At 65.4% G+C, this 17,318-nt stretch carries 19 protein-coding genes and 1 tRNA gene; 10 read left to right on the top strand and 10 right to left on the bottom strand.

Annotated elements, in window-relative coordinates; genetic code table 11:
* Window positions 1–34 precede the first annotated feature (34 nt).
* Both ABC419_RS08775 and ABC419_RS08770 read left to right on the top strand, forming a co-directional pair.
* Window positions 35–1,693 carry an amino acid permease gene (locus tag ABC419_RS08775; RefSeq protein ID WP_200167600.1) on the top strand — a complete coding sequence of 553 codons (1,659 nt, stop codon included), beginning with the start codon at window positions 35–37 and terminating at the stop codon, window positions 1,691–1,693.
* A gap of 141 nt (window positions 1,694–1,834) precedes the next feature.
* Window positions 1,835–1,919 (top strand) — tRNA-Leu (locus ABC419_RS08770).
* Window positions 1,920–1,944: 25 nt separating this feature from the next.
* Here the strand turns inward: ABC419_RS08770 and ABC419_RS08765 are convergent.
* Both ABC419_RS08765 and ABC419_RS08760 read right to left on the bottom strand, forming a co-directional pair.
* Window positions 1,945–2,166 (bottom strand): hypothetical protein, encoded by a 222-nt coding sequence (locus ABC419_RS08765; protein ID WP_412878774.1) that lies wholly within the window; start codon window positions 2,164–2,166, stop codon window positions 1,945–1,947.
* Between the two features lie 47 nt (window positions 2,167–2,213).
* Window positions 2,214–3,050: an NAD(P)H-hydrate dehydratase gene (locus ABC419_RS08760; RefSeq protein WP_412877700.1), complete on the bottom strand. Its 837-nt coding sequence runs from the start codon at window positions 3,048–3,050 to the stop codon at window positions 2,214–2,216.
* Window positions 3,051–3,168: 118 nt separating this feature from the next.
* On the opposite strand from ABC419_RS08760, the gene ABC419_RS08755 reads away from it, so the two are divergent.
* Both ABC419_RS08755 and glnA read left to right on the top strand, forming a co-directional pair.
* On the top strand, window positions 3,169–3,507 hold the full coding sequence (locus ABC419_RS08755; RefSeq protein WP_125901264.1) for a P-II family nitrogen regulator: 339 nt from the start codon (window positions 3,169–3,171) through the stop codon (window positions 3,505–3,507).
* Between the two features lie 58 nt (window positions 3,508–3,565).
* Window positions 3,566–4,975: a type I glutamate--ammonia ligase gene (gene glnA / locus ABC419_RS08750; protein WP_412878147.1), complete on the top strand. Its 1,410-nt coding sequence runs from the start codon at window positions 3,566–3,568 to the stop codon at window positions 4,973–4,975.
* 59 nt (window positions 4,976–5,034) lie between these two features.
* Here the strand turns inward: glnA and ABC419_RS08745 are convergent, their stop codons facing one another.
* From ABC419_RS08745 to ABC419_RS08730, 4 genes are read right to left on the bottom strand one after another with little or no spacing between them, the layout of a single operon-like run.
* Entirely contained in the window at window positions 5,035–5,682 is a 648-nt protein-coding gene (locus tag ABC419_RS08745; RefSeq protein WP_200167592.1) for a CatB-related O-acetyltransferase, read from the bottom strand.
* Between the two features lie 53 nt (window positions 5,683–5,735).
* On the bottom strand, window positions 5,736–6,623 hold the full coding sequence (gene tatC / locus ABC419_RS08740; protein WP_412877701.1) for a twin-arginine translocase subunit TatC: 888 nt from the start codon (window positions 6,621–6,623) through the stop codon (window positions 5,736–5,738).
* Complete coding sequence (tatB, locus tag ABC419_RS08735; protein WP_412877702.1) at window positions 6,620–7,216, bottom strand: Sec-independent protein translocase protein TatB; 597 nt, start codon at window positions 7,214–7,216, stop codon at window positions 6,620–6,622. The genes tatC and tatB overlap by 4 nt, the downstream gene beginning before the upstream one ends.
* 23 nt (window positions 7,217–7,239) lie before the next feature.
* The gene (locus ABC419_RS08730; protein WP_003164813.1) at window positions 7,240–7,455 is read right to left on the bottom strand and encodes a twin-arginine translocase TatA/TatE family subunit; all 216 of its coding nucleotides are present in this window, start codon (window positions 7,453–7,455) and stop codon (window positions 7,240–7,242) included.
* Window positions 7,456–7,568: 113 nt separating this feature from the next.
* Between ABC419_RS08730 and rnhA the strand changes: the two genes are divergently transcribed.
* On the top strand, window positions 7,569–8,021 hold the full coding sequence (gene rnhA, locus ABC419_RS08725) for a ribonuclease HI (RefSeq protein ID WP_087139397.1): 453 nt from the start codon (window positions 7,569–7,571) through the stop codon (window positions 8,019–8,021).
* Here the strand turns inward: rnhA and ABC419_RS08720 are convergent.
* From ABC419_RS08720 to ABC419_RS08710, 3 genes are all read right to left on the bottom strand, one after another.
* On the bottom strand, window positions 8,018–8,476 hold the full coding sequence (locus ABC419_RS08720) for an NfeD family protein (RefSeq protein WP_200167587.1): 459 nt from the start codon (window positions 8,474–8,476) through the stop codon (window positions 8,018–8,020). The two genes, rnhA and ABC419_RS08720, sit on opposite strands and share 4 nt — an antisense overlap.
* Window positions 8,477–8,479: 3 nt before the next feature.
* A complete protein-coding gene (locus tag ABC419_RS08715; RefSeq protein ID WP_313045405.1) occupies window positions 8,480–9,448 on the bottom strand; it encodes an SPFH domain-containing protein in 969 nt (322 codons plus the stop codon).
* Between the two features lie 70 nt (window positions 9,449–9,518).
* Window positions 9,519–9,953 (bottom strand): NUDIX hydrolase, encoded by a 435-nt coding sequence (locus tag ABC419_RS08710; protein ID WP_412877703.1) that lies wholly within the window; start codon window positions 9,951–9,953, stop codon window positions 9,519–9,521.
* A 77-nt stretch (window positions 9,954–10,030) separates the two neighbouring features.
* Between ABC419_RS08710 and ABC419_RS08705 the strand changes: the two genes are divergently transcribed.
* The 4 genes from ABC419_RS08705 to ABC419_RS08690 all read left to right on the top strand — a co-directional run bounded on the left by ABC419_RS08705 (window position 10,031) and on the right by ABC419_RS08690 (window position 14,232).
* A complete protein-coding gene (locus tag ABC419_RS08705) occupies window positions 10,031–11,434 on the top strand; it encodes an FAD-binding oxidoreductase (protein WP_412877704.1) in 1,404 nt (467 codons plus the stop codon).
* A 95-nt stretch (window positions 11,435–11,529) separates the two neighbouring features.
* Window positions 11,530–12,303, top strand: a complete 774-nt coding sequence (gene yaaA, locus ABC419_RS08700) for a peroxide stress protein YaaA (protein WP_200167580.1) — start codon at window positions 11,530–11,532, stop codon at window positions 12,301–12,303.
* Between the two features lie 65 nt (window positions 12,304–12,368).
* Window positions 12,369–13,166 carry a 3-hydroxybutyrate dehydrogenase gene (locus ABC419_RS08695; protein ID WP_412877705.1) on the top strand — a complete coding sequence of 266 codons (798 nt, stop codon included), beginning with the start codon at window positions 12,369–12,371 and terminating at the stop codon, window positions 13,164–13,166.
* A gap of 40 nt (window positions 13,167–13,206) precedes the next feature.
* Window positions 13,207–14,232, top strand: a complete 1,026-nt coding sequence (locus ABC419_RS08690; RefSeq protein WP_412877706.1) for a patatin-like phospholipase family protein — start codon at window positions 13,207–13,209, stop codon at window positions 14,230–14,232.
* Between the two features lie 162 nt (window positions 14,233–14,394).
* On the opposite strand, the gene ABC419_RS08685 is transcribed toward ABC419_RS08690, so the two are convergent.
* Window positions 14,395–15,333, bottom strand: a complete 939-nt coding sequence (locus ABC419_RS08685) for an L-threonylcarbamoyladenylate synthase (protein WP_368922485.1) — start codon at window positions 15,331–15,333, stop codon at window positions 14,395–14,397.
* Window positions 15,334–15,470: 137 nt separating this feature from the next.
* On the opposite strand from ABC419_RS08685, the gene ABC419_RS08680 reads away from it, so the two are divergent.
* Entirely contained in the window at window positions 15,471–17,255 is a 1,785-nt protein-coding gene (locus ABC419_RS08680) for an acyl-CoA dehydrogenase (RefSeq protein WP_412877707.1), read from the top strand.
* Window positions 17,256–17,318 lie beyond the last annotated feature (63 nt).

Here is a 17,318-nt window from a genome sequence, read left to right as displayed (position 1 = left end):
AGGGGTCGTCGCAATAAGTTGGGGGCGCACCTGCATGTCTGCAGATGGCGTAAAGCCAGCCGGAAGCCGGCTATTTCTTAAAAAATCCATCGCCCAGATTCAGAAAGAAGCCGCCAAGAGCGAGCTCAAACGGACCCTCGGTCCGATGAATCTGATGAGCCTGGGCATCGGGGCCATCATCGGCGCCGGCATCTTCGTTCTGACGGGTCAGGTGGCCTCGGCCCACGCCGGCCCGGCCATCATGTTCTCCTTCGTCATCGCCGGCATCGCCTGCGCCCTGGCGGGCCTGTGCTACGCCGAACTGGCGTCGACCATGCCGGTGTCCGGCTCGGCCTATACCTACGCCTACGGCACCCTGGGCGAGGTTTTCGCCTGGGTCATGGGCTGGCTTCTGGTGCTGGAATACGGCGTCGCAGCCTCGACCGTGGCGGTCGGCTGGTCCGGCTATGTGGTGTCGATCCTGAATGACTTCGGCGTAAGCGCCAGTCTGTTCCCGACAATAACCTATCCAGGCGGCGAAGGGCCTCAGTGGGCCACTCCGCTGATCCAGTATGTCTCCTCGGGCGAGAACGCCGGCTTCCCGCTGACGGGCACCTTCAACCTGGTCGCGGCCGTCGGCATCGCCGCCGTGTGCGGCCTGCTGGTGCTGGGCGTGTCGGAATCGGCGAATATCAACAACGCCATCGTCGTCATCAAGATCATCGTCCTGCTGACCTTCATCGCCGTGGGTCTGCAGTATATCAACCCGGCCAACTGGGATCCCTTCATCCCGCCGCAGGGCGAGAGCTGGGACCAGTTCGGCGTCGGCGGCATCTTCCGCGGCGCCTCGATCATCTTCTTCGCCTACGTCGGCTTTGAAGCGGTTTCGACCGCCGCCGCTGAAGCCAAGAACCCGTCGAAGGACGTGCCGATCGGCATCCTGGGCGCTCTGTTCGTCTGCACCCTGATCTACATGGTCGTGGCCGCCGTCATGACCGGCGTCGTTCCCTACCTAGAGCTGGCCTCGCCGGCGCCGATCGCCGTCGCCATCGACCGTATGGGCCTGGAATGGGCCAATGTGCCGCTGGCCGGCGCGCCGAGCGGTCAGCTGAACCTGATCGCCTTCCTGATCAAGATCGGCGCCATCACCGGCCTGTCCTCGGTCATGCTGGTGCTGTGCTACGGCCAGACGCGCATCTTCTACACCATGGCGCGCGACGGCCTGCTGCCCAAGGCGTTCGCCATGGTGCACCAGAAGTTCCGCACCCCGTGGATCGGCACCATCCTGCTGGGCATCGTCATCGCCATCGCAGCGTCCTTCCTGCCCATCTCGATCCTGGGCGACCTGGTGTCGCTGGGCACGGCGACGGCCTTCGCCATCGTCTGCCTGTCGGTCATCGTCCTGCGCATCAAGCACCCGGAGATGGAACGTCCGTTCCGCGTACCGGGCGGCATCGTCACGGCGGTGCTGGGCATCCTGGCCTGCCTGACGCTGGCGTCGTTCAACTTCATCCCGATGGTGACGCACGCCCTGAACGACAACCCGCTGCCGCTGACCATCCTGGGCGTCTACGCCCTGGTCGGCGCTCTGATCTACGGCCTGTACGGCTTCGCCCACTCGAAGCTGGCCAAGGGCATCGACATCACCGAGGACACGACTCTGGAATCGGCGGTCGAGGCCATGGGCCACGGCGTGGACAACAAGAAGGACTGATTTCGATCAGTCGGCCTCGAGCAGCGCAAAGCGCGGTAGGCCCAATAATGAGAAGGCCCCGGAACGATCCGGGGCCTTTTTTCATGTCCAGACGGGATTGCCGAAACCGCCGCCCTCGCCTACAGCGTCGGGCGAACCTATGCGGATGTGGCGGAACTGGTAGACGCACCAGATTTAGGTTCTGGCGCCGCGAGGCGTGGAGGTTCGAGTCCTCTCATCCGCACCAAGCTCGTTTCCTGAAAACGGTCGCCTCATTTCGCCGGCTGAGGCAGAAGACGCCGCAAGGCCGCCTTGACGCGCGGCAACCGCATAAGAAAACCTGTCGTTAGCCCGGCGGCCGCGAAAGCGCCGCCGAAGACGCCTGCATGCCAGTTCGAGAGCGCGAACGCCGCGACAGCCGCCGCCAACGGCGTGACGATGACCAGAGCGATCAGCCCCTGAGCCATGAATTTCGAAGATTGCCGTTTTCGCATGTCGATGTCATGCGGAGGATGCGGGCTATTGTCCAGCTAGAAACAGTCTATCGATCACGGGCGTCACCCAATCCGCGCAGGACGACCGGGATCAGATCGGGCAAGTCCTCGGAGATCAACCCCGGCCCGAAACGCACCGCCGCATCGCCATGCATCCATACTGCGGCGCAGGCGGCGTCGAAACTGTCCATATGCTGGGCGACCAGTCCGCCGATAAGGCCGGTCAAAACATCGCCGCTGCCCGCGGTCGCAAGCCAGGGCGAACCATGCGCATTGACCACAGCGCGCCCGTCGTGAGCAGCAATAACGGTGGCGGAGCCTTTCAGCACCACGACGACGCCGACGCGGCGCGCGGCCTCGACCGCCGCTTCTTCGCGCCCCAGCGCGGCCAAAAGGCCAGGAAACAGGCGTTCGAACTCTCCTTCATGCGGCGTCAGGACATCATCCCGATCCAGCAAGGCGAAAAGCTCATCGGGACGGTTCTGAAACAGCGTCAGGGCGTCGGCGTCCACAATCAGGACCGCCCCTGTTCGCGCCAGCGCCGCAAGGTTGTGGGCTGTCGCATCGGTCAGCCCCGCCGCTGGGCCGACCACCACGGCGTCCATCGGCTCGGCCAGGGCCTGAAGCTGCTCCGGCCCGGCGAAGGCGGCCAGCATCACGGCCTCCAGACTCTGCGCCATAATCTCCGCCGCGTCGGGCGGACAGAAGACCTTCACCACACCCGCGCCGATCCTCAGACCCGCCCGTGCGGCCAATCGCGCCGCGCCCGTCGACAGCACGCCGCCCGACACCACGCCCAGTCGTCCGCGCATATGTTTGTGCGTCTCATCCGTCGGCCACGGCAGGCGATCGCGCCATTGAACGGGGTCGTTATGCGACTTCATGTGGATTTCCGTTCACGGAAGGCCTCAACGGACGAAAATCGCTTGCCATATTGTGCAATGCAATGTCCCTTTACCACCCGAGCGTCGGACCAACAAAGGAGCCGGCTCGGGATCCGCCATGAAGAAGATTGAAGCCGTCATCAAGCCGTTCAAGCTGGATGAAGTGAAGGACGCTCTCCAAGATATCGGAGTGCAGGGCATGACCGTGCTGGAGGCCAAGGGATATGGCCGCCAGAAGGGCCATTCAGAACTCTATCGCGGCGCCGAGTACGTCATCGACTTCCTGCCCAAGATCAAGATCGAGGTCGTGGTGGCGGATGACCTGGCCCCTGCCGTGGTCGAGACGATTCAGAACGCCGCCCGCACCGGCAAGATCGGTGACGGGAAGATCTTCATCACCAACCTCGACGACGTCATCCGCATCCGCACGGGCGAAACCGGCGCCCAAGCCATCTAGTCTGACGGCCGCCTCCTGAGGCGGCCGATTTCAATTCCCCAGCTACAGGACCTCCCCCATGAGCGCCGCCCAAAAGATCCTGCAAGAAATCCAGGACAAAGACGTCCAGTACGTCGACCTCCGTTTCACCGACACGCGCGGCCGCGTCCACCACGTGACCTTCGACATCGGCATGGTGGACGAGGACTTCCTGGAAGAAGGCACCATGTTCGACGGCTCGTCGATCGCCGGCTGGAAGGCCATCAATGAGTTAGACATGCTGCTGAAGCCGGACCTCGCGAGCGCCTATGTCGATCCGTTCTACCAGCAGACGACCCTGTTCATGTTCTGCGACGTCCTGAACCCGGACACGGCCGAACCCTACAACCGCGACAGCCGCTCCATGGCCAAGAAGGCCCTGGCCTATGTTCAGTCGTCGGGCGTGGGCGACACCGTCTTCTTCGGCCCGGAAGCCGAGTTCTTCGTCTTCGACGACGTGCGCTGGAACACCGCGCCGCACGACACCCGCTACAGCTTCGACTCCAGCGAGCTGCCGGCCAACACGGGCGCCGAATACGCCGAGGGCAACCTGGGTCACCGACCGTCGACCAAGGGCGGCTACTTCCCGGTCAACCCGGTCGATTCCGGCCAGGATCTGCGCGGCGAGATGCTGGCGGTCATGCGGGATCTCGGCCTTGACCCCGAAAAGCACCACCACGAGGTCGCCCCTGCGCAGCACGAACTGGGCCTGAAGTTCAGCGACCTGCTGACCATGGCCGACCGGATGCAGCTGTATAAGTACGTGATCCACAACGTGGCCCACGCCTATGGCAAGTCGGCGACCTTTATGGCCAAGCCGATGTTCGGCGACAACGGCTCGGGCATGCACGTCCACATGTCGATCTGGAAGGACGGCAAGCCTCAGTTCGCCGGCGATCAGTACGCCGGCCTGTCGCAGGAATGCCTGTGGTACATCGGCGGCGTCATCAAGCACGCCAAGGCCATCAACGCCTTCGCCAACTCGACCACCAACTCCTACAAGCGCCTGGTGCCGGGCTATGAGGCGCCGGTGAAGCTGGCCTATTCGGCCAGCAACCGCTCGGCCTCGATCCGCATCCCGCACGTCACATCGCCCAAGGCCAAGCGCCTGGAAGCCCGCTTCCCCGATCCGATGGGCAACCCCTATCTGACGTTCGTGGCCCTGCTGATGGCGGGCCTGGACGGCATCGAGAACCGTATCGATCCGGGCGCGGCCGCCGACAAGAACCTGTACGATCTGCCGCCGGAAGAGCGTCATTCGATCCCGGAAGTCGCCGGTTCGTTGAAGGAAGCCCTTGAGGCGCTGGACGCCGACCGCGCCTTCCTCAAGAAGGGCGGCGTCATGGATGACGACTTCATCGACGCCTACATCACGCTGAAGCAGGAAGAGGTCGCCCGGCTGCAACTGCACCCGCACCCGGTCGAGTTCGACATGTATTACAGCTGCTGATCCTCGGATCGGCCTGGCACGGAAAGCCCCGGGCGGTTCGCCGTCCGGGGCTTTTTCATTTAAGCCTGATCGTAACGAACGGACGCCGCCGCCAAGGCCTCGATGTCGTCAGCGCATAGAAGCGGACGCAAGGCCTCGAACTTCTTCTCAGGCCAATCATAGACGTCGAGCGCCAGCAGAGCCTCGATCACGGCGTCGGAGAACCGCTTGCGGATCGGAACCGCCGGATTGCCCGCCACGATGGCGTAGGGCGCCACATCTTTGGTGACGATGGCCCCGGAAGCGACCACGGCTCCCTCGCCGATCGTGACGCCCGGCATGATCATGGCGCGCATGCCGATCCAGGCCCCGTCCTTGATCACGGTGTCGCCCTTCCCCTGATAGGCGTCCTGGATGACCTCAGCGAAGGGATAGAGGCTGAACCAGTCCGTCCGATGGGTGTGGTTGCCGCCCAGCAGGATCACCGCCTCGGCGCCGATGCAGACGCAGTCGCCGATGTGCAACTGGTCGATCGGCCACTGCGGCTCCCATGCCTTCAGGCTGTAGGGATCGCCATAGAGGTAGCGGACCACGCTTTCCTCGAACGAGCCCGTCCAGGCGTTGCTGTAATAGCTGCGCCGGCCCTTGATGTGGATGTTCGGATTGGCGACCGTTTCGTGCAGCAGCTCAACCTTGGACCAATGCCGGTCCGGGGCGGTATGGGACATGAAGCGACCTCAAGATGCTTGTCAGCGCTCGGATCGCCTCACTGCCCCATTGATCAAGCCGCCAGCCCGTCGGCCGTATCGGCCTTCTTGCGGCGCAGTTCGATGATGCGGACGCACCAGATGGAGACTTCGTAGAGCAGGACCATCGGCACGGCCAGCATCAGCTGGCTGATCGGATCGGGCGGCGTCACCACGGCGGCGACCACGACCACGGCGACGATGGCGTATCGACGGCCCTTGGCCATCATCTGACTGTTGATCAGGCCCGCCAGCCCCAGCAGGGTCATCACGACCGGCAATTGGAAGCACAGGCCGAAGGCCAGGATCAGGGCCGTCACCAGGTTCAGATAGTCCGACACCTTGGGCAGCAGCTCGGCCGCCACGCCCTCGCCGATGATCTGCTGGCTCAGGGAGAACCACATCACGAACGGCAGCATGACGTAATAGACCAGCGCCGCGCCCAGCAGGAACAGCACCGGCGCCGCGATCAGGAACGGCAGGAAGACGCCCTTCTCGTTGCGGTACAGACCCGGCGCGACGAAGCGGTACAGCTGCCAGGCCAGCACCGGGAAGGCCACGATGACGGCGCCCAGGCCCGCCAGCTTCATCTTGGTGAACAGGATCTCCAGCGGCGCGGTATAGATCAGGCGTACGCTGTTGTGGTCCACGTCCGGCACAGGGATCAGCCCGGCGGTGCCCAGGATCAGGCTGAACGGCGACACATGGCCGTGGGCCCCCACCGTCTGGTGGAAGGCGGCGGAGACCACATAGGGCTTCACCAGGAACAGATAGAGGGTCTCTGAAAAGGCGAAACAGCCGATGAAGGCGATGATGAAGGCGACCACGCAGATCATCAGCCGCGAACGCAGCTCGATCAGGTGATCCATCAGGGGCGCGCGCGAAGCCTCGATATCGGCTTCGTCGTGATCAGCGCGGCTCATAGATCAACCTTCTTGGTGCGCGCGACCGTGGGGCGAGAGGCGTCGGCTTTCGTCGCAGACTTCGCAGCAGGTTTTGCGGCCGGCTTGCGCGCCTTGGGCTTCAGCGCCCCATCGGCAGAAGAAGCGGCGCTCGCTTTCCTGGCTCGCGGCTTGGCGGCTGGTTTCGTCTCAGGTTCAGGCGCAACGGCGACGGCCGGCGCCATATCCGGCCATTCGTCAACGCCCGTGGCCACAGTCTGAGCAAGCGCTTCAGGCGCGGGCTCAACAGGCACCGTGGAGGCCGGCGCCTCAATCGGCGCCTCCAGCTCCTTGCGGATGTCCTTGAAGGCCTCGTCCGCATCCGCGCCCAGGGCGTACATCCCCTGCCCCGACCGCAACGCCTCGACCTCCTTGCGAAGGTCGTCCAGCTCGGACTGGCGCGCCATCTCGTCGAAGCTGGCGCGGAACTCATTGGCCATGCCGCGCGCCTTGCCGACGAACTGGCCGACCTTGCGCATGAGCATAGGCAAGTCCTTGGGCCCTACGACAAGCAGGGCCACCAGACCGATGACAAGGATTTCGAACCCGCCGATTCCGGGGCCAAGACCACCCATGATTCAGCGTCTTCCGGCGAGGATCAGCGGTTCAGTTCTTCTTTTTCGGCGTCCGTGCGCGGCAAGGCGCCCGGAGCTTCCTTGTCCTTGGCGCCCGTGTCGTCCTTCAGGCCGTCCTTGAAGGCGCGAATGCCCTTGGCGGCGTCGCCCATGATGCCGGACAGCTTGCCGCGGCCGCCGAACAGGACCAGCACGACGACGACGACGATGGCCCAATGCCAGATGCTCATGGAGCCCATGGCGATACCTCCTCAAGGGGACTCACCGAGACGCGGCCCCACCGACTGATTGTTGTGCGTCATATAGGCTGAGTGATGGCGACGCGCCAAGGGACGCTGTACGCATCGCGGCCATGAGTCTCAACGATCACGTCATCATCCACACCGACGGCGCCTGCAAGGGCAATCCCGGCCCCGGCGGCTGGGGGGCGATCCTGCAAACCGGCGGAGGTCACGAGAAGGAACTCTGGGGCGGCGAGCCCCTGACGACCAACAACCGCATGGAAATGATGGCGGCGATCATGGCGCTGGAGGCGCTGAAACGCCCTTGCCGCGTCGATCTGCACACCGACAGCAAATACGTCATGCAGGGCGTGACCGAATGGATGCGCGGCTGGAAAGCGCGCGGCTGGAAGACCGCAGACAAGAAGCCGGTGAAGAATGAAGACCTGTGGCGGCGCCTGGACGAGGCCCGCAACCGCCACGAGGTCAAATGGCACTGGGTGAAAGGCCACGCCGGTCACGCCCTGAACGAGCGGGCCGACGGCCTGGCCAATCGCGGCGTGGCGGAGATGCGCGGACGCTAAAGCGCCCGCACCTTCAGCAAGGGGCCCGACACCGATTCGATGACGACGCTCTCGCCCGCCAGCGGCGACGCGCCCTCGATTTCGGCGGGCCATTCCGATCCCGACACGAAAACCCGGCCGCGCCCGCCGACAAAGGCTTCGACCACCCGAGCGCGTTCACCGACCAGACGAATGTCGCGATCATTGATGTCGGGCTGATCCTCAGGGTTCACCCGCTTGATCAGGCGACGCGACAGAATGGTCGAGGCCACCGTCAGCGCCGCGAAGACGCCGATCTCGACCGGTAGGCCCAGTTGCGGCGCCAGGGCGGACAGCAGGGCCGTCAGCCCCGCCGACACCGCCGGCCACAGCAGCCATTCGGTCGAGGCCGCCGCCTCTATCCCCAGCAGCACCACGCCAACCGCCAGCCAAAGCCAGAACGGCTGGGCGGCGTAGAGGGAGACGAACCAGTCCATGGCTTACTCCGTTGTCGGCACAGAGCCGCCTGAACGGCGCGGCGCGGCGCGCGGCGCGGCCTGACGCGCGTCCGTGCGGCCCTGTTGCTGCTCCTTGGCCAGGCCGACCAGTTCGCCGACCCCGGCGATGGTGCCGACCAGGGCGCCCATTTCCGACGGCACGATGACCGTCTTCTGTTGCGGGCTGCGGGCCAGCTCGGCGAAGGCCTCCACATACTTCTGGGCCACGAAGTAGTTGATGGCGTTGACGTCGCCGCGAGCGATGGCCTCCGACACCATGGCGGTGGCCTTGGCCTCGGCCTCGGCTTCGCGCTCTCGGGCCTCGGCGTCGCGGAAGGCGGCTTCCTTACGGCCTTCAGCTTCCAGGATCGCCGCCTGCTTGGCGCCCTCGGCGCGGGCGATGGCGGCCTGCTTCTCGCCGTCCGCCTCGGTGATGACGGCGCGGCGCTCGCGCTCAGCCTTCATCTGACGGGCCATGGCGTTGGTGATGTCCACCGGCGGCGTCAGATCCTTGATCTCGATACGGTTGGCCTTGATGCCCCACGGCTCGGTCGCGGCGTCGATGACGTGCAGCAGGCGCGTGTTGATGGCGTCGCGCTGCGACAGCACCTCGTCCAGTTCCATTGAGCCGACCACGGTCCGCAGGTTGGTCATGCACAACTGGGCGATGGCGTAAGGCAGGTTATCGACGCGATAGGCGGCGCGAGCGGCGTCCATCACCTGGATGAAGACGATGCCGTCGACCTTCACCATGGCGTTGTCCTTGGTGATGACCTCCTGGGTCGGGACGTCCAGCACCTGCTCCATCATGTTCATGCGGTGGCCCACGCGCTCGACGAACGGGGTCAGGATGTGGATGCCTGGAGTCAGGGTCTTGGTGTACTTGCCGAACCGTTCCACCGTGAATTCACGGCCTTGCGGCACGATCTTGATCACGCTGAACAGGAAGATGATCGCAAAGACTGCGAACATCACAAAGAAAATCAGCGAAAAATTCATAAGGCCCTCCGGTTGGAGAAGGAGCTTAGCCGCCCAGGGTGCGTCACGCCACAGAATCCGGTTCCGTCAGCATGACATCCGCGTCAGCCATTCGCCGCGCCATACGAATGATGCGTCGCGTCTCATCCCAATCGACCATGGCCAGAGCCGTCTCGAACGGGAAAAAGCCTGCATCGGCGGCGTCATCGCCCGCCACGACCGCGCCCGACGTCCAGACCGCCGCATAGTCGATCAGGACATAGTGCCGCCCCGCCTCAGGAAAAAGCCCGTCCACCACGTCGATCAGGCCGATCAACTCGGCCTCGGCGCCCGTCTCCTCGCGCAGTTCGCGCAGGGCGGCGTCGGCCAGGCGTTCGCCCGGCTCCAGACGCCCGCCGGGCAGGCTCCACTCGCCCACACGCGGCGGCGTGCCGCGCCGGATCAGCAGCACTTCGTCGCCTTTCAGGCACACTACGCCCACGGCCGGCGTCGGAATCATGTTTTGCCCTTGAATTGACCGCCAGAAGGCAAGGTTTTGCGCTTCCACCACGGCGCGCCTTTTGCCACAAGGCCGATATGACCCTCCCGACGCCAAAATCCCTCGCTGAACTCAAGGACGCCCTGCCCGGCGCTTGGACGCAAGACGCCGCCGAGATGGCGCCCTGGCTGACCGAGTGGCGCGGCCGTTGGACCGGCGAAACGCCGCTGCTGCTGCAACCGCGCACGACCGAGGAAGTCGCCCGCGCCGTCGAAATCTGCGCCCGTCACGGCGTGGCCGTGGTGACTCAGGGCGGCGGCACCGGACTGGTCGGCGGCCAGATCCCTTATGGCGAGGTTCTGCTGTCCACGCGCAAGCTGCGGACGGTGCGCGACGTGACGCCGCTGGACGACGCCATGACGGTCGAGGCGGGCGTGACCCTGCTGGAGGCGCAGGAACTGGCGAAGGAGAAGGACCGCTTCTTCCCCCTCAGCCTCGCGGCTGAAGGCTCGGCCACCATCGGCGGCGTCATCTCGACCAATGCGGGCGGCACCGCCGTCCTGCGCTACGGCATGATGCGCGATCTGGTGCTGGGCATCGAGACGGTCATGCCGGACGGTCAAGTGTTCAACGGCCTGAAGCGCCTGCGCAAGGACAACACCGGCTATGACCTGAAGCAGATGTTCATCGGCGCCGAGGGCACTCTGGGCGTCATCACCGCCGCGACGCTGAAGCTATTCCCCATCATGCGCAGCCGCGCCACCGCCATCGTCGGGTTGGAAAGTCACCACGACGCCGTGGTGCTGCTGGCTCGCGCCAAGGCCGAGACCGGCGGCGGGGTCGAGGCTTTCGAGCTGATGAAGCGGCTGGGCATGAGCCTGGTGCTGAAGAACATTCCCGACACGCGCGAACCGCTGGAATCCACGCCGCCCTGGTATGTGCTGATCGAGCTGGCATCGGGCGAGCCGGACGGCGCCGAGGCGGCGATGGAGCGCCTGCTGACCGCCGCCTTCGAGGAAGGCCTGATCGTCGACGCCGCCATCGCCCAGAACGACGCCCAGAAGGCTGAATTCTGGCGTCTGCGCGAAGAGCATTCCGCCGCCCTCAAGCCGGAAGGCGGCGGCTGGAAGCACGACGTCTCGGTTCCCGTATCGCGAATCGCCGACTTCATCGACGAGGCCACGGCGGCGGTCGAGCGCTTCCATCCGAGTTGCCGCGTGTCGGTCTTCGGCCACGTGGGTGACGGCAATCTTCACTATGATGTGATCCCCGGCGTGGGCGAGGACGTCGCCGCCTTCATCGCGCGCTGGATGGAGGGATCAGAGGTCATCCACGATGTTGTGGCCCGTTACGACGGCTCGATTTCGGCTGAACACGGTCTGGGACGGCTGAAAACAGACGAAGCGCGGCGCTATAAAACCCCCTTGGAAATCGCGACCATGCAGGCGATCCGTAAGGCCATCGACCCGCAGAGGATCATGAATCCGGCGGTCCTCTTCTGATGACTTGCGACCGTATGTGACGTTTCAGGCGGTTCAAAACGTCATCGAAGCGGCCTATGAGGCCCGCTCTTGAGACGCATAGGGAGTCGATCGTCTTGTTGATCGTCCTGTCCCCGGCCAAAAAGCTGGACTTCAACCCGCCCGCCACCGACGCCCCCGTGACGCCACGGCGATGCGCCGATGAAACCGCCGAATTGGCCAAGGTGACGCGAGGGCTGAGCCGTGCGGACCTGCGCCGCCTGATGTCGATCTCCGACGCCCTGGCCGAGTTGAACTATCAACGTTTCCAGGCCTTCGACAACGAAACGCCGGAGGGCGCGCTGCAGGCTGTCTTCGCCTTCGCCGGCGACGTCTATGAAGGGCTGTCGGCCCGTACCCTATCGACCGACGACCTGACGTGGGCTCAGGACCACCTGCGTATTCTCTCGGGCTTCTACGGCCTGCTGCGGCCGCTGGATGCGATTCAGCCTTATCGGCTGGAGATGGGCATCCGGTTGAAGACCAAGCGCGGCGCCACCCTCTATGATTTCTGGGGCGAGCGCATCTCGCTGCGCCTGAACGAAGACGCCGAAAAGCTGTCCGACCAAACCCTGGTGAACCTGGCCAGCCATGAGTATTTCGGCGCGGTCGACGCCAGGGCGCTGAAGCTGCCGATCGTGACCCCGCACTTCAAGGAGAAGAAGGACGGCGAGGCCCGCATCATCTCCTTCTACGCCAAGAAGGCGCGCGGCGGCATGGCCCGCTACGCCATCGAGAACCGGCTCGAAAAAGTCGAAGACCTGAAGGCCTTCGATCGAGACGGCTACCGCTTCGACAAGAGCCTATCGACGGACACGGACTGGATATTCATCAGGGAAGGAAAATCCTGATCGCCAGATTGAACGACTGCGGTTAGGTTGCATTGCAGCATCATCAGCCACGGGTTCTTTCTGTCATGTTCGCGATGAACGATCTCAAGGGCCGCGTCGCGGTCGTCACCGGCTCGACCTCGGGCATCGGACTGGCGTTTGCACGGGCGGTCGCCCTGTGCGGCGGCGATGTGGTGCTGAACGGCCTGGGCGACGCCGACGCGATCGAAAAGACGCGCGCCGATCTGGCCGCCGAGACCGGCGTGCGCGTCCTCTATCACCCGGCCGACATGACCCAGCCGGATCAGATCGAGGACATGATCGCCACAACGCAGCGCGAACTGGGCCGCCTGGACATCCTGGTCAACAACGCCGGCATCCAGCACGTCGAAGCGGTCGAGAACTTCCCCGCCGACGCCTGGGAAAAGATCATCGCCATCAACCTGTCCTCGACCTTCTACGCCACCAAGGCGGCGATCCCGATCATGAAGGCGCAGGGCCGCGGCCGGATCATCAACATCGCCTCGGCTCACGGTCTGGTCGCCAGCCCGTTCAAGTCGGCCTATGTCGCGGCCAAGCACGGCGTGATCGGCTTCACCAAGACGGTGGCGCTGGAACTGGCGCAGGACAACATCACCTGCAACGCCATCTGCCCCGGCTTCGTCGAGACTCCGATCGTCGCCAAGCAGATTCAGGATCAGGCCCGCACCCGCAACATGAGCGAAGAAGACGTGATGAAGAACGTCATCTTGGGCTCGCAGCCGACCAAGCGTTTCGTCACGACCGACGAACTGGCGGGCATCTTCCTCTATCTGGCGTCTGATCTCGGCGCCTCGGCCAACGGCGCCAACTTCTCCGTCGACGGCGGCTGGACGGCCCAATAGGTTTCACCTTGGCCGCAGAGGCCGAACGACGGAGAGTTTGATGGCGGCAAAGCGCAAACCCGTCTGTCTGGCCTTACAGGGCGGCGGAGCCCACGGCGCATTTCAATGGGGCGTGCTGGATCGACTGCTGGAAGCCGATGTGCTGGACGTGCGCGCTGTCACGGCCGCTTCAGCCGGAGCGATGAACGCCGCCGCCTTGATCACAGGGCTGGAACGCGGCGGCGCCGAGGGCGGACGCGAGGCGCTGGACACCCTGTGGCGCGAGGTGAACCAGTCCGGCGGGCGCAACGTCTTCGGCGACAGCTCTGTCTGGTCCAAGGCCCTGACGCCCGACTGGCTGAAGGGCACGCCGATGTGGCAGGCGGGGCAGACCCTGGCCCTGTCGATGAGCCCCTATTCCTTCAACCCATTCAACCTGAACCCGTTGCGCCGGGTGCTGGAGACGGCGGTGGACTTTGAGGCCCTGCGCGCCTCTTCTATTCAGATGTTCGTCTCGACGACGGCGGTGCGCGCGGGCCGTTCGCGCATCTTCAAGTCCGCGGAAATGGCGCCCGAGGTGCTGTTGGCTTCGGCCTGCCTGCCCCAGCTGTTTCAGGCGGTCGAGATCGAGGGCGAGCCCTATTGGGACGGCGGCTACCTGGCCAATCCGGCGCTGTGGCCGCTGTTCTATATGGACACGCCGGACGATATCCTGCTGCTGCCGCTCAACCCGTTCCAGCGTGACGAAGCGCCGCGCGAGGCTGGCGACATCAACGACCGCTTGAACGAGATCGTTTTCAACGCGCCTCTGGTCGCCGAGCTACGGGCCGTCGCCTTCGTTCAGGATCTGATCGCCGAGGGCAAGCTGAAGCCCGGCGAAGACCGTCGGCGCGGCATCCGCATCCACGTCATCGAGGCCGACGAATGGCTAGGCGATGAGTCGCTTCATTCCAAATTCGATACGGAATGGCGCTATCTGAACAAGCTGAAGCAGCACGGCCGGACAGCGGCCGAGATATGGCTTGAAAGCTGCCTGCCCAAGGTCGGCAAGGCGTCCAGCGTGGACGTGAAGGCGCGGTTTCTCTAGCCTCGTTCCGACTCCATATCCTCGTCACCCTCGGGCTTGTCCCGGGGGGCCATGTTTAATCATGCTGCGCCTGTGATGATGTGACGCTTAAGCAAAACACATTCCGCTGAGCTTGTCGGCATCATGGGCCCTCGGGACAAGCCCGAGGGTGACGGATAAGGTTTATCCCACGAACCCGGCCGCGCGGCGCAGGCGGTCGTTGATCGCCTCGCCCAGCCCCTTGGCCGGAATGGACGACACCGCGATACCGGCAGGCTTTGTGCGATCCGCCTCACGCAGCAGGCGAAACAGGTTGGCCGCCGCCTCACGCAGGTCGCCGCTCGGGCTGAGGCTCCAACGCGGATCGCCGACGCCTGCGCCGAAGCCCAGCAGGATTTCGTCGTCCTTCGCCTCGTCCGCCTCAATCCGCACCGGCGCATCGGGCGCATAGTGCAGGGCCAGACGGCCGGGCGAGCGATGCCCCTGCCCGCCTTCGGTCAGCGGCCCGGCCACAGCCTCAAGCTCTTCGCGCGTGACGGAGCCGGGACGCAGCAAGGCGATCTGACCGTCCAGCACCGAGACGACGGTGCTCTCGACTCCCACAGCGCAAGGGCCGCCATCGACCGCCGCGCCTACTGCATGGCCCGTCTCTTCCATAGCGTCGGCGAAGGTCGTCGGACTGGGCCGCCCCGAACGGTTGGCCGACGGTGCCACGACCGGCCCGCCAAAGGCGCCGATGACCGCCCTCGCGCGCGGATGGCCCGGCACGCGCACGGCCACGCTGTCCAGCCCCGCCCGCGCCAGATCACACACCCGCTCGCGGTCGCGCACCGGCGCCACAATGGTCAGCGGCCCCGGCCAGAAGGCCTCGGCCAGCGCGCGCGCCCTGGCGTCGAACACGGCGATCGCCTCGGCGTCCACGGCGTTGGCGACGTGGGCGATCAGGGGATTGAAGCGCGGCCGTCCCTTGGCCTCGAAGATTCGCGCCACCGCCTGCGGGTTGGAGGCGTCGGCCGCCAGACCATAGACCGTCTCGGTCGGCAGGATGACCAGACGTCCCGTTTTCAGCGCCTCGGCGGCGATTTCGGGGCTGTCGCCCCTGGCGGGTCGGTCGGCGGGCACGGTCGCTCTTTCCTTACGCGGCGTCAGCCATTCAAACAGGGGGCCACAGTGCGCGGAATCTCGACCAAAGTCCAAGTAGGCTTGCGCCCAAGGGCGTGGCGGTCGACAGAAGCGCAACGTCTTTCTGAGGATAACCGATGAGCTACCGCGCCCCCGTTCGTGACATCGCCTTCGCCCTCGACGCCGTGGCCGGGATCGGCCAGGTGGCGGCGACCGGCGCCTTTCCCGATTACGACGCCGATGTCGCCTCGGCCGTGCTGGACGCCGCCGGTCAGTTTTCCGAAGAGGTTCTGGCCCCGCTGAACCGCCCCGGCGATCTGGCGGGCGCCAAATACGCCAACGGCGCCGTGACGGCCGCGCCCGGTTTCGCCGACGCCTATCAGCAGTTCGCGGCGGGCGGCTGGACCAGCCTGACCGCCTCGGTCGAGGCCGGCGGACAGGCCCTGCCCAAGGCGCTGGAGCTGGCGGCCTATGAGACCGTCCACGCCGCCAACATGGCCTTCGGTCTGTGCCCCATGCTGTCGCTGGCCTCGATCGAGGCGCTGGAGCAGGTCGGCAACGAACACCAGAAGGCCACCTATCTACCCAAGCTGGTGTCAGGCGAATGGACCGGCGCCATGGTGCTGACCGAACCGCACGCCGGGTCCGACCTGGGCGCCCTGACGGCGACGGCGGTTCCCAACGGCGACGGAACCTACGCCCTGACCGGCCAGAAGATCTTCATCACCTGGGGCGATCACGACGCCACGGACAACATCGTCCATCTGGTGCTGGCCCGCCTGCCCGACGCGCCTGCCGGGCCCAAGGGCATCAGCCTGTTCCTGACCCCCAAGTTCGCGGTCAACGCCGACGGTTCGCTGGGCGAGCGCAACGCCTTCCGCCCGGTCGGCGTCGAGCACAAGCTGGGCATCCACGCCTCGCCCACCTGCGTCATGAGCTATGAGGGCGCCCGCGCCGAACTGGTCGGTCAGCCGAACCAGGGCCTGGCCCATATGTTCGTCATGATGAACGCCGCCCGTCTGGCCGTCGGCGTCGAGGGCGTCGGCGTCGCCGAGCGCGCCTATCAGCACGCCCTGGCCTATGCGCTGGAACGCCGTCAGGGCCGCAGCGTGTGGACCGGCGAGAAGGACGCCCCGATCTTCGACCACCCTGACGTGCGCCGCATGCTGTCGGTGATGAAGGCCAAGGTCGCCGCCGCCCGCGCCATCTGCCTGTCGACCGGCGTCGCAGCCGACCTGGCTCGCCACGCCGCCACGGAGGAAGAGCGCAAGGTCTGGAAGGGTCGCGAAGACTTGTTCACCCCGATCGCCAAGGCCTGGTCCACCGACGTCGGCTGCGAGGTCGCCTCGCTGGGCGTTCAAGTCCACGGCGGCATGGGATTCATCGAGGAGACCGGCGCCGCCCAATACTATCGCGACGCCCGCATCACCCCGATCTATGAAGGCACCAACGGCATTCAGGCGATGGATCTGGTGGGCCGCAAGCTGTCGATGGACGGTGGCGAGTCGGCCAAGGCCCTGATCGCCGAGATGAAGACGACGCTAGCCCAGATCGATCGTCTCTATACCGGCAAGCCGGTCGAGCGTTTCGCCACCGCCATCGAGGCGGTGGAAGACGCCACCCTGTGGCTGCTGGACGCCAAGTCGGATGCCGCTCGCGCGGCCGACGTGCTGTCGGGCGCCGACGCCTATCTGAAGCTGATGGGCGACGTGGTCGGCGGCTGGATGCTGGCCAAGGGCGCCCTGGCGGCGAAGGCGAAACTGGACGCCAATGACGGCGACGCCGCCTGGCTGCAAGGCAAGCTGGACCTCTATGAAGTCTACGCCGCTAACGTCCTGGGCCACGTCTCCAGCCGTCTGGCCGCCGTCGGCCAGGGCGGCGACCTGCTACAGCGGATGAGCGTCGAAGCCCTGGCGGGCTGATCATCGTTCTATGGCTTGAGCGTAAAGCGCCTCCCGTGCCACCTAGGCGCGGGAGGCGTTTCG

It is taken from the genome of Brevundimonas phoenicis (assembly GCF_047237745.1).
In the GTDB taxonomy this organism is placed as follows: domain Bacteria; phylum Pseudomonadota; class Alphaproteobacteria; order Caulobacterales; family Caulobacteraceae; genus Brevundimonas.
The sequence above is the reverse complement of the archived record's forward strand: the minus strand, read 5'-3'. Positions and strand labels throughout refer to the sequence as shown.